We start from the raw sequence: 12,128 nt of genomic DNA on the forward strand, positions 1-12,128 counted from the left end.
TGCTTCGATCAGAGCAGGCCGGTCTGTGATGTGTCAACCTAAGCCGTCAATCACTCAATACTGACTGAGCAACATAAACTTGAAGGCGACTTACGTTGCCCGCTGTAGTCTCGTGGCAGACGTTCGCCCAAATTCACAGAATGACTGTAATGCGAACAAAGTGTATATTTCACCAGGCAACGGAGAACGGCATTAATTGTCGAATTCCCGATAAATCGGACTATGCTTTGCCGGGCAAAACTACGGTGTTCAGTTCTTTGAAAATCAGATTTTGATAAGCCGTCCGCGGCCGTACTTCAGTTGCAACTCATTTGGAGCGATACTGCCATGCCAAACACTTCATTACTTTCAAAGTCCAATTTTCCAGTTTTTGCGCTTATTGGAGGTTTGATTATGCAAAGCCTTGGAACATCTCCTGCACATGCTGAAGACGACCCATACGCGACGCCGCGAGAAGACTTTTCCATCCGTAATCTGCGAAATGGTTACACAGCCGAGCAAGCCTACGACCTGAGTTCTGAATGGAATTTGCAGAAGTTTCTCGACATCACCGAAGCCGGGGCGTTTTCATACATGAACCTCGCCGAGTTCCTGCCGAGTTCGGTTATTCGCCGCGATGGGGCCGTCGCGATGCTTGCGACAAACCTTAACGATGCCATAGGCACGACGAGCGTCCCGGGCGCTGACGGCAATGCTGTCTCGCTCGACGAGATGATTAATGCCGACGATTCCACAGTGCAGGGCGTTATGGTTCTTCACAACGGCGAAATAGCTTACGAGGCCTACCCAGGAATGCGCCGGACGGACAACCACGTTTGGATGTCCAATGCAAAGATTCTCTCGAGCTTGCTGATCGGTCAATTGGAAGATGAGGGTAAAATCGACGTTCAGAAAACTGTTGGCGATTTTGTAGATGGCACCAAGGGAACAGCTTGGGAGAACATAAAGGTCATCGACGTCCTGAACATGCAGTCTGGTTTAGATCTGGAAGAGAACCCCCTCTCACGCAGAGGCGATACACCATATGGGCGCTTTGTCAGGGCTGAGGTTGGTGTTCCGAACGAAGAAGGCGTTCTGCAAACTCATAACGACGCCCTGTTTGCTATACCCAAACTGCGGGAACCGGCTGAGGCTTTCGAATACTCCTCTGCAAACACACAAATGCTTGGTCTTGTCATTGAAGCCGTTACGAACCAGCGACTTGGTGAAGCGATCACGGAGCGGGTCTGGAGCAAAGCTGGAATGACTGGCGATGCCACCCTGGCGTTGTCACCTCAAGGAAACGGCATAATACACGGCCTGATCAGCAGCCGATTGATCGACATGGCAAAGATTGGTCTGCTCTACACGCCAAGCTGGGACAAGACAGCGTCAGACCGCGTTGTATCTGAAAAGATGAACGACACGATCCAAACAGCGGGTGTCGCCGAAAACTACATGAAGGGAACACTTGGCCCACACCTTTCTGACGCATTCCGTGAACAACCGATGGCAAACGCATACCAATGGGATGCCGTTTTTGCCGATGGCGATTTCTACAAAAGTGGGATGAATGGCCAAGGAATTTATGTCTCGCCAGGAAAAGATGCCGTCATGGTTTGGTACGCAACCGGAGGTGCCAGTATCGACATGGAAGCCTACGCTAGGGCCATTGTGACTTCTCTGTAAGTCGGATCAAGCACTGGCATCTCTGGCCGCAGGTCAATGGATTGTCGGTCGTTTGGTGACTAGAGCATCCATTCGACCGGCAGCCACCTGACCACGGCCGTCAGGGCACGCTGTAAATTGTTGGTTTCTGGATCCGCGGTATGAATGGTGACTGTCCCATCCTGCTCTACTTGCAGCCAGATCATCTCGCCGCTGTCGTTAAGTTCGACGCGATAAGAAAACTCAGGCCGGTTCAATTGCTCCGCAAGCGCCTTAGTTATAGTTGGGCTTTCGATCATAAGACCCATTTCTGTATTCAGCCGCGCGGACCTGGGGTCGAGGTTGTAAGAGCCTATAAAGATCCGTTCTCCATCCGATCCAAAGACTTTTGCGTGTAGCCCGGACGCCGATCCAGCCAGCATCTCGGGCAGGCTGCGCTCGCGATGCTCACGCCGCAAAGCTCGAAGCTCAAGTAGTTCTACACCACTGTTGAGCAAGTCTTCCCTGTAACGCATATAGGCCGCATGAACGGGCATTACATCCGTGGCATCCAGTGAATTGGTTAAGACGCGGACCTTCACTCCGGACTTTGCCAACCCTTCCAGAACCTCCGCCCCTCGTTCCCCCGGAATGAAATACGCAGAGACCAAGTCCAATGAGATTTGAGAGGTTTTGGCGAACTCGATAAGTTGTTCGACAATCAGGTCTTCTCTTTCGACTTCGCCCAACCCTTTTGACGGGTCGTCGACAAAAAGCGTGACTTCGCTCCACTCGAACTTCAGATCATGTGCCGCTATCCGGTCGGCCAGTTCATTATCCTGAATTGCCCTTTGATAACCTGCGCCAACCGCAGTCTGGCGCGCGGCGTCTGCCTTTGCTTTCAGACTTTGCTCCACATGAGGTGCCAAAAAGAGCTCGGCGTCGTACGAGGAGGCACTGTTCCAATATGCGTCGAAGGATTGCGATACCTCATCCACAATCGGGCCGATGGCTATCGCGTCTACATCTAGGTAGTGCGTTCCCGCCCCGTAATCGAAATAGATGTCACCAATGTTGCGTCCCCCAACTATCGTGGCGACCCCGTCAACAGTCATTGACTTGTTGTGCATCCGCCGGTTCAGGCGACCAAAGTCAAATGCATAGGACAGAAGTTTTGGGTTCCTCAAAGTGAACGGATTGAAAATGCGTACATTTGCATGTGGCAAGGCGTCCAGTTCGGCAAGAAAACCATCCAACCCGGAAATGCCGTTATCGTCGACCAGCAATCTGACGCGCACGCCGCGTTCTGCTGCTGCCCTAAGCTCTTCCAGAAGCATCAGGCCGGTAACGTCATCTTGCCAGATGTAGTACTGAGCATCGATTGAGGATGTTGCTTCTCTCGCGAGGATCGCTCGGGCCGCAAAAGCTGCGCGTCCATTGCCCAAAGGCCTTACACCGTCGAGCCCAGGGTTACGTTCAAGTGCATTTTTAATTGTTGCACCAAGTGGCCCGTCCCAATCGGCATCTTGCTTAAACGTTGGCTCAGAAAAATTTTCATCAGGAAGTGGAAAGGTCCACTTTAACCCGGCTATGGCCACGGCCATCATCGCCACCAAAATCAAACATATTCTGATTAGCCGCATTCAGGGTTCCATAAATGGCGCTTCGGATTATCCTTGCAGCTGAGATTGGCCTATCCACAGATTGTTTTTCAAGAGTTTGGATCGGAGCAATAGACTGAGCACCAAAGTTTGTTCGCTTTGGGCTCAAGGCAGACGTTCGCTCAATTCCGCTCAATGATTGCAATGCGGACAAAGCAGTCATTCGTAGAATCTCTAAAGACGAAGATGCAAATGCGTGATAGCTCCAGGTTATGGCCACGACATCTGCGCGAAATCGAACGCCCATACCTTACGCATTTGCGGTTATTGGTGTTCTTTTTGCTTCAATCTGTTTCGGGCTGGTTCCCTACTTCAGCCGCAGCCTGACCGATCAGGGCGTTGCACCCTATGCGGTCGCATTCTACCGATACATTGTTGCGGCTCTTCTTCTGCTTCCTGTTCTCATTGTGCATCGAAAAGAATGGCGAGAGATCATTTGGGGTCTCTCCGCCGGAGCCGTAATGGGGCTTGGCTGGATCGGATATGTAACGGCGCTGGAGACGCTGCCCGCATCGACAGTAGGTGTGCTCTACATGACCTATCCGGTGTTCACCTTAGTTATTGCTTGGGCTGTGTTTGGCGATGCACCCACGCGACGCGCCATGTTGGCCGCTGGTCTGATTGTGGTGGCAGCCGTTATTGCTGGCTCGCCTGCGTCATTGGCTGCGGAACACCTACCAAAACTGCTGCTATCCCTTGCCGCCCCATTTGGGTTTGGCTTCGGAATTTGCGTCCTGGTCCACAGGTTGTCACGGATTACGCCGTTGGCACGTATCGCGTCAGTTTCTCTCGGGTCTGTACTGGGCCTCGCACCGCTCATCCTTGGTGCTGAGGTTGGAGAACTTCTCCCAAGGGAACAATCCGATTGGCTTTTCATTGTTGGTATTGGTCTGGTGACCGCTTTCGTGCCCCAGCTTATCTACACGATATGCTCACCTGTTATTGGGGCTTCCCAAACTGCGGTCGTCGGAAGCATCGAATTACCCACGATGTTTGCAGTGGGATGTCTTGCCTTTGGCGAAGCCATCTCCTTTTCTCAGGCTTTTGCATGTGCCTTAGTGCTGGGCGCAATCGCGATCACAAGGAGTAGAAAGACGCGCACCGTATCTACCGTGCTCGCAAAATCACCAAGGCGGTGGTACTGGGCTCGGTGCTGCCGTTCTCTGAGGTGAGCATCACTGGCTGCTTGCGGCTCGAAGCGGGTAGCGAACGTTATGTGCTAAAGGACCGACGTTGACCGGGGGAAGATGTCGGTCCATTTTGTTGTAGTGAACTTTCGTTTAGCAAAGGACCTCCGGCTTATGAGGCACTTTTTGATCGTTGCAAGCATTGGCATTTCTTCGGTTGCAACGGTATCTACGGCCGATAAGTTTTCGGATCTTGGCAAAGACCTCTTTGTTGAGCATTGCGCCAGATGTCACGGATTCGATGCAACAGGAAAAGGGTCTGACGCCAATGAATTGAAAACACAGCCTGCTGATTTAACAAAGATTTCCGAACGCAGGGGGGGCGTGTGGCCCATGTTGGAGGTCATGTCGATCTTGGACGGTTATTTGAAAGTTCAAGAACCTCGCGATGACATGCCCATAATCACTAAGTTGAATGACGGCCCTACTGTCGAATTCGATACGGGGAATGGTTTGGTTACGCGTATTCCTTCCAGACTTATCGAAGTTGCTGAGTATTTGGAGAGTATTCAGTCTCCGAAGCCGGAACGTTATGTTCCGTGAAGTTCTGATCAGCATTTGAGTACGCTAAAGAACACTGCACTGGGCTGCGTTGGGCAGGTGCCGACATTACCAAGAAACAACGAATAACCGCTCTAAGTCCAAGGCGGACTACACCAATGCTCTTAGGATCAGGATGCATAGATTTTCGCTGCGCGGCGTGATTCACGGCTCCAAAAACGGAGTGATGACATGAGCGACCTTTATTGGCTTGTCTGACGTCAGCACCAATGGGACAGTTTAGGTCGATTTGATAAGAGAGGGTTTCTGGCTCATCGTAAACGCCAAGGAGTGCAGATGAGATAGGTCAAAGCGTTAAGCATTTGATCCAGTGGATCAAATGTAGCGCATGACCGGAACCAAGCAGAGCCACGGCGATAAAGTTGTCAAAGACATCCGCCGCGCGACGCGCAAGCAATATACAGCTGAAGAGAAGATCAGGATCGTGCTGGACGGTCTGAAGGGCGAGGACAGCATTGCGGAGCTGTGCCGTCGAGAGGGCATCGCCCAGAGTCTGTACTACAGCTGGTCCAAGGATTTTCTGGAAGCCGGCAAGAAACGTCTGGCAGGCGACACGGCACGTGCTGCGACATCGACCGAGGTCAAAGGCCTGCGCCGTGTGGCCCGCGATCTGAAAGAAGTTGTGGCAGAACAGGCCCTGGAACTGCGCCTGCTCAAAAAAAGCATGATCGCGGATGGGGGCGACGACGAATGAGGTATACCGCATCCGAAAAACTGGAGATCATCCGCCTCGTCGAAGGTTCGCATCTCCCGACCAAGCGCACTTTGGAAAAGCTGAGCATCCCGAAGTCAACCTTCTATCGCTGGTACGACCGGTATCTGTCGGGTGGTCCTGAGGCACTTGAGGATCGTAGTCCCAAGCCATCACGGGTCTGGAACCGCATTCCCGCGCCAGTGCGCGAGAAGATCAAGGATCTGGCCTTGAAGGAAAGTGAGCTTTCCCCGCGTGAGTTGGCTGTTCGCTTCTCCGACACAGAAAAGTACTTTGTGTCAGAGGCTTCGGTCTATCGCATCCTCAAGTCTTACGACCTGATCACCAGCCCGGCCTATGTGGTTCTATCGGCGGCCGACGAGTTCCGGGACAAAACTACTCGGCCGAACCAACTCTGGCAGACCGACTTCACTTACCTGAAGGTCATCGGCTGGGGCTGGTTCTATCTATCGACCATCCTCGATGATTACAGCCGCTACATCATCGCCTGGAAGCTCTGCACGACGATGAAGGCCGGTGATGTCACCGATACGCTGGACCTGGCTTTGCAGGCTTCGGGCTGTGCCCAGGCGACCGTCTTCCACAAGCCACGGCTGCTCAGTGATAACGGATCCAGTTATATCTCTGGTGAACTTGCTGAATGGCTGGAAGATCAGGAAATGGATCATGTCTGAGGGGCACCATACCATCCGCAAACTCAGGGAAAGATCGAGCGCTGGCACCAGACCTTGAAGAACCGCATCTTGCTGGAAAACTACTACCTGCCCGGTGATCTCAGGCAGCAGATCGATGCTTTCGTCGATCACTATAACCACCGGCGCTATCACGAGAGCCTGCAAAACCTCACCCCGGCCGATGTCTACTTCGAGCGCGGCCACACCATTTTGAAACAACGAGAAAGGATCAAACGGAAGACAATCGAAACCCGGCGCTTGCTCCACCGCAAATCCGCCGCATAATCAAACCAAACAGATGCGCCAGATCCTCTCTTAGCTCAGGCGGCCATCTGTCCCAAAATCCCTGACGACGGACACGCCCATGAAGCCGACAATGCCGAGGCAATCTATAGTCACGCTAAGAATGGAGGGTTTTCCGCCGACTTGGTGGTCGAGATAAAAAACATCTTTGGACCCGAGACCGCCGCCGCAAAGAAACCAATCTGAACTGGGGCTGACAGAAGTAAGCCTCTTAAAGCGCCCGCTGACAACATACACTTGCGCCTCTAAATTGCGATAGCTTTGGCGAAGCCCGCAGGTCCACTTGGGGCTCCGTGCTGCCGTTCTCTGCGGTAGTCAAAATTGGCCACCCGAAGCCCAAAGTAGACCTTTTAGTCCAAGCGTGGTGACCTGCGATATGCGGGCATTGTTGCCGTTCTTCGCATCGTTTCGAATGCCCGCTGTGCCCATAGTTCGCGATACGTGAGGAAATGAAAAAGCTGAACGCCACTTTACTAAACAACCTTCAAACTGTGCTGTATCAAAGAACTCAATGTGGTTTTAATTGGCAGAGAGAAAACGAAGAGGCGTCGAGCTGTTCAATGGGAAAGTCCAATGCATCAATGCTGAGCCCCAGCGCTTTCACGTAGTCTCCGATGCGCGCGCTACCATAAAGGTGTTCGAGCACAGAAAAGCCCTGCTCAGTAGCAAAGTCGGATACCTCTTCGGGGGCCACATTGAACAGGAACGGTTCTCCCGCACCCGCAACAGCATTTCCGATGTCGTCGCTTTCGCCCATCGACTGGGAAACACTTGCGGTAAACGCAAAACTTGTCAGAAACCGGGTCGCACGCGACCGGTTGGATCTCACCATCTGATAGACTTCAGCGACCTCAGCAGGCGGGACATACTCCAGTGAGACTTCCGCGATAAATACGGTTCCGGCGTTGTGGTCATAGCCGAGTTCCAAAAGTTTTTTCAGTGTCGTCTCACGTGCAAAATCAACTGCGGTATAGCGGATATTCGGCGGAACACCGAAGTTTTGAGAAATCAGCATGCGTTTAGCGTCTATCGTTTCAGGCCGATCAACTTCAAACACAGGGACTTGGCTATAGCTGCCGAACAAGCGCAGGCCAATTGTGTCAAGTCCGGAACCAAGGACCACGATTTGTTGAGCACCGTCGGCCATAGCTTGTTCGGCCCGGCTCTGCATGAAAGTCTTGCGCCACAAAACGGAGGCTATAAGTCGTCGAGCTATACCCTTTTCGTCTGCGAAAGTGAGCACGGATGGCCAGTCGGTCAATCCGTCTAGAATGCGCTGACCATGGACCGCCCCCTCGGCAAAAAGCCGCTCCGCAAAAGGATCGTAAAAGACATCGCGATAGGCCGGATTTCTATTCACCATCGCGCAAAAGGCACAGACGCCGAGGGCCGTTCGGCTCAAGCCGCGTTGGGTTGTTTCTGGAACATAGAACACAGTGGTTTCCCCACGACTTTAGTATCAAGGGTTTTAGAGGTCATCTATTTTTGTCCAAGTCAAAGATGGGGGCGTCCAATCTCGCATAAGCGATGAGATGATACGGGTTACGTATACGGCCAAGGTCAAAGTGGTAGTATTGTAGAACCATCAACCCTTTTTGCGCACCACGACGATAAATTGGGTCATCGAAAAGAAGAAGCGCCCAACTTTTGCAAGGCTGTGTTGCTCGTCGAACCACGATTGCGCAACAGTGGGATCAACATGGTCATTTGCAACAGCGTATTGCTGGATAAGGTGCATCATCATGATTGCGAGGCCATCAGGCTTCAATTGGTGATCCGTCATTGTGAACGACAAAACATCTTCCACATGGTCACCGCGAGCCTTTATCAGTGCAGGCAGTCTTTCCGGGACGGAACCACTCACAAAGTGCTGGTTCCAGGATGTCAGCATCTTTTGCATTCTGTCGGGCTCATCGCTGAACCAGATCAAGCTGCCAAAGTGTAGATCGCTGATTACAAGCCGCCCGCCGGGTTTGACGCACCGCAGCGTGTCAGCCAACGCACCGTCTACGTCTTCGATGTACTCAAAGACCTGTACCGAGACGGCCTTGTCAGCACTCTCATCCTCAATGGGCAAGCTATTTGCGGCACCAGCACGAAACTCCACGTTTGCGTAGTCGCTGCCCCGTTCTCTAGCAGCTGCCGTCATGTCAGCGCTTGGGTCGATCCCGATGATATAGCCATCCGAGCCAACTGCCCGGGCCAACTCAACTGTTAACATCCCGTTGCCACAACCGATGTCCAAAATAGTTTCACCAGGAGCCGGGCACAGCGCATCAAATGAAGCCTGTCTTCGCCGCGTCAGTTCTGCGCCTTGATAGGCGATTTCAAGTAATTTCGTCGTTTCAGCGTCAAATTTAAGCAACTCTCCACCCTTACAAAGCCCACATGCCCCCAAAACCTTATCAGAAATTGAGTTATCTACGAAAAGCAGGATGGATCGTTTAGGCTTGAACATGGATCCACCAACAATAATTCACTGCGCCGACTTGATCCGACGAATGATTTAACCCCGAGAGCGAAGGATGCATCTGCCGCTCTATCGGACCAGCTTTTCGTGGCGTTTCGAACGTTAGAACAACATCAATTCAAGGGATGTCGAGGCCGTTCTCTCGTCCGAAATCGGTATAGAAGCTGTCACTGCGGCATCGGTTTAAAGTGGCTTCGTCCGCTTCTCTTGGGTCGGTGCCAGCGCTTTGGACACCTGTTCCTTCTATGAAGCGGTTCACGAGATTAAAGACACCGCAAACTTGGATAGCATCGAACAGCGCACTCTCCGACCAGCCTGCCGCGTAGACTGCTCTAGCGTCGGCTTCTGTCATTCGGGATGGCGAGACAGTGAGCTTTTCAATGTATGCCAGCAACGGTTTGAGGTGATCCTCGACGGGCGCCGTATCGCGGTCTTCCATCAGTGCGTCGATTGTCTCGACTTCAATACCGTAGGCTTTGGCGAAAACGATGTGCGCCCCATGGCAATACGCACAAGCATTCAATCCCGAGACATAGGCCGCAATGTGTTCACGTTCAGCAACCGAGAGGTCGCTCTCGCCCCTCATCACAAGGCTTTCGTACACACAAAGTGGAGAAAGTTTGTCTGGAAAGGCTTGATAGACACTTCCCAGTGTCGCGTTCTCCGGCAGAGATGGAAACAGGCGTTTCATTCAATTCTCTTTCAATCTTGCTTTGGAAATCCTCGTCTCCCGTGAGGAACCAACGGTGTTTACGCAACCTTAAAGCAATTCCGGGTTCCGCACAGAGATTCTGCTGGAAGCCTGCAAACAGCAGGTTTGCCTGACGACACCGCAGGATGTTCGTCGATTGGTGAAAGGCAATTTCATTTGAGCCGTTCTCGTAAGTCTGCAATGTCCGGGTTAGTTCCAAACCGGAGCTTCACATCCAAGCGTGGTGATTTCCGTGTTGCGGGCGAAGCCGCCGCTACAACTGATCATATGTATGACCGTTTCCGCTTCCAGTCTCACTCCGTGCCTCTTACGAGGCTATTGGATTGCAAATGCAGCCCTCACTAAGCATGGTCTTTGGACGCCCTGTCGAGAACTCGTGCCAAAAGTGCTTTTGGGAGGAATTGATTTATGTCGGAAAGGTCATTGTTTGAGAGTTTGACCCACCAAAATGGGAGAACACGCGTGAGCAAGCACATCAGATTGTGGATGTCGCTATTGACCATACACGAGACGTTCGAGATCGTCCCGTTTGGTCTGAAATACCGGAAGGGGTGCGTACAAGATTTCTGACCACTTTTCCTGTAGAACCGACGCCATTGGCTGACGTGTTAGATGAAGTCAAAAAACGGTTCTTAAGTACCCCATGGGCAATATCCATGATGTCAGCAGTCAGATTGGACTTTTCCGCCAACTAACACTTTTGGGGCCTAGCAGCGTCGTGCGACAGCTTCCGTTTTAAGTGGCGTTGAAAACATGTAACTAGCGCACATTGCGGGCGTCAAATACACGGGCACGCTACCCTTCTAGCGTGGCAACTGCATGGTCGTGAGAGGTATGCGGTCGATGCATGTTGAGGATACGTCGAGCTTCATTCGATTGTCCCGATATTGCCAGCGCATGCGCCAATGAAAACTCAAAAATGTCGCGTTGCGCCCGGCTACCACCAAGGCGTTCGTGCTCAGACATGACACTTACGAATTTCTCAATCGCTTCGTCCGCATTTCCATCCGCCAACGCACGGAATGCGCCTGCTACCAAAGCAACGGTGGGGCCTGCGGGTCCCTTTGCGCCTTCAATGGTTGCTTCCAGACGCTCTCTGTTTCCAGCCATCGCATGCGCAAGAGCAGCGTGAACATCCGCAAAAGCCAAGCCAGGTGAAGGAAAGAACTGAACAGCATAGTCGCTGAGTTGTTGCCAACGCTCCTGAGGAATTTGCTCGCCAGCCAAAAAGGCGCGGTGAACTATTGCCACACTATCAGTCAAAACGTTAAGTGGCGGCGCAGGAGGTCGGTCGGGGGAAACATAATCATCGAACAGCTTCCACATACCTGCCACATCGCCGCTCTCAAGCGCCCACAGAGCGACGTGCCAACTGAGATGGCAGTGCAGATACGCCGTGAAGGGATAGTCTTGCCAGAATTCGCGCAGATAAGCGTAGCCAGCGTCCGTCTCCCCGTTCTCATAGTAGAGATGGGCCCTGACATGTGCACTGTGTGCGCTGTCTGGCTTCAACTCAAGCGCGCGCTCGATGTTTTCCGCGGCCGGGCCGATCTGTCCGGCCTCCATCTGGGCAAATGCATGCTGGCAGAGAAACCACCAGTCGTCGCCATAGTGCGGCTTCAACATGGTTGTGTACGCAAGCTGCTCCGCCTCGCGTCCAGCCTGACCCGAAAACCCTATTAAGCCAAATACGCTGGTACATGTCTGAGCAAGCAAAATATCTCGCGGATGGTCTGTGACGTGATCTCGGATGCGCCTGTAGGCCTGCGGTGCACGCCCCTCAATGAGATCGCTGATAATGTCGATCTGCGCGGCTTCGCGCGGGCTGACGCCATGCGACAGTTCCTTTGCGACGGCTATTTCACGCTTTGCATCTTGTGCACGCCCGACAGTAACAAGGTAGCGCGCAAGCCCGACATGGGGCATGGCAAAGCTATCATCTGCCTGCATTGCAGAACGGTAAGCTTCTTCAACATCATCAAAAGCACCCAGAAATCGGTCGATGCCTTCAACGTAGGCGTCTCGCGCAGTTTGTGATGTGGTCGTTAGCGGGCTTCCGTACCGATCTTCAAGCATCCAAACCTTCCACTTTCTGTACCAAACCTGTCCGTCAGTGAGCTATATGAGCATGCCTACCCATAAACGAGTCAAAGGAAATCGACGTTACGAGGCGCCATGATTTCAGCATCCGTTTCTTTCAGAAGTCTCATGAAATCATCAAC

General features: G+C 52.5%; 8 protein-coding genes and 1 pseudogene. 4 read left to right on the forward strand and 5 right to left on the reverse strand.

Annotation, left to right across the window (positions count from 1 at the left end):
* The first annotated feature begins 327 nt into the window (after nucleotides 1-327).
* On the forward strand, nucleotides 328-1,668 hold the full coding sequence (locus tag ACR3EH_RS09485) for a serine hydrolase domain-containing protein (protein ID WP_171648776.1): 1,341 nt from the start codon (nucleotides 328-330) through the stop codon (nucleotides 1,666-1,668).
* Between the two features lie 59 nt (nucleotides 1,669-1,727).
* On the opposite strand, the gene ACR3EH_RS09490 is transcribed toward ACR3EH_RS09485, so the two are convergent.
* The gene (locus tag ACR3EH_RS09490) at nucleotides 1,728-3,230 is read right to left on the reverse strand and encodes a phospholipase D family protein (protein WP_253746787.1); all 1,503 of its coding nucleotides are present in this window, start codon (nucleotides 3,228-3,230) and stop codon (nucleotides 1,728-1,730) included.
* Nucleotides 3,231-3,499: 269 nt separating this feature from the next.
* Between ACR3EH_RS09490 and ACR3EH_RS09495 the strand changes: the two genes are divergently transcribed.
* The 3 genes and pseudogenes from ACR3EH_RS09495 to ACR3EH_RS09505 all read left to right on the forward strand — a co-directional run bounded on the left by ACR3EH_RS09495 (nucleotide 3,500) and on the right by ACR3EH_RS09505 (nucleotide 6,706).
* On the forward strand, nucleotides 3,500-4,459 hold the full coding sequence (locus tag ACR3EH_RS09495) for a DMT family transporter (RefSeq protein WP_171187954.1): 960 nt from the start codon (nucleotides 3,500-3,502) through the stop codon (nucleotides 4,457-4,459).
* Nucleotides 4,460-4,600: 141 nt separating this feature from the next.
* On the forward strand, nucleotides 4,601-5,017 hold the full coding sequence (locus ACR3EH_RS09500) for a c-type cytochrome (RefSeq protein WP_171187956.1): 417 nt from the start codon (nucleotides 4,601-4,603) through the stop codon (nucleotides 5,015-5,017).
* Nucleotides 5,018-5,363: 346 nt separating this feature from the next.
* A pseudogene (locus tag ACR3EH_RS09505) lies at nucleotides 5,364-6,706 on the forward strand (IS3 family transposase).
* Nucleotides 6,707-7,232: 526 nt separating this feature from the next.
* Here the strand turns inward: ACR3EH_RS09505 and ACR3EH_RS09510 are convergent.
* From ACR3EH_RS09510 to ACR3EH_RS09525, 4 genes are all read right to left on the reverse strand, one after another.
* Complete coding sequence (locus tag ACR3EH_RS09510) at nucleotides 7,233-8,159, reverse strand: class I SAM-dependent methyltransferase (protein WP_171187958.1); 927 nt, start codon at nucleotides 8,157-8,159, stop codon at nucleotides 7,233-7,235.
* Nucleotides 8,160-8,309: 150 nt separating this feature from the next.
* Complete coding sequence (locus ACR3EH_RS09515; protein WP_480634845.1) at nucleotides 8,310-9,122, reverse strand: methyltransferase domain-containing protein; 813 nt, start codon at nucleotides 9,120-9,122, stop codon at nucleotides 8,310-8,312.
* A 190-nt stretch (nucleotides 9,123-9,312) separates the two neighbouring features.
* Nucleotides 9,313-9,885, reverse strand: coding sequence for a carboxymuconolactone decarboxylase family protein (locus ACR3EH_RS09520; protein ID WP_171187960.1), 573 nt, complete (start codon nucleotides 9,883-9,885; stop codon nucleotides 9,313-9,315).
* 816 nt (nucleotides 9,886-10,701) lie between these two features.
* The gene (locus ACR3EH_RS09525) at nucleotides 10,702-11,982 is read right to left on the reverse strand and encodes a tetratricopeptide repeat protein (RefSeq protein WP_170703742.1); all 1,281 of its coding nucleotides are present in this window, start codon (nucleotides 11,980-11,982) and stop codon (nucleotides 10,702-10,704) included.
* Nucleotides 11,983-12,128 lie beyond the last annotated feature (146 nt).

It is taken from the genome of Ruegeria sp. BG7, assembly GCF_056535685.1.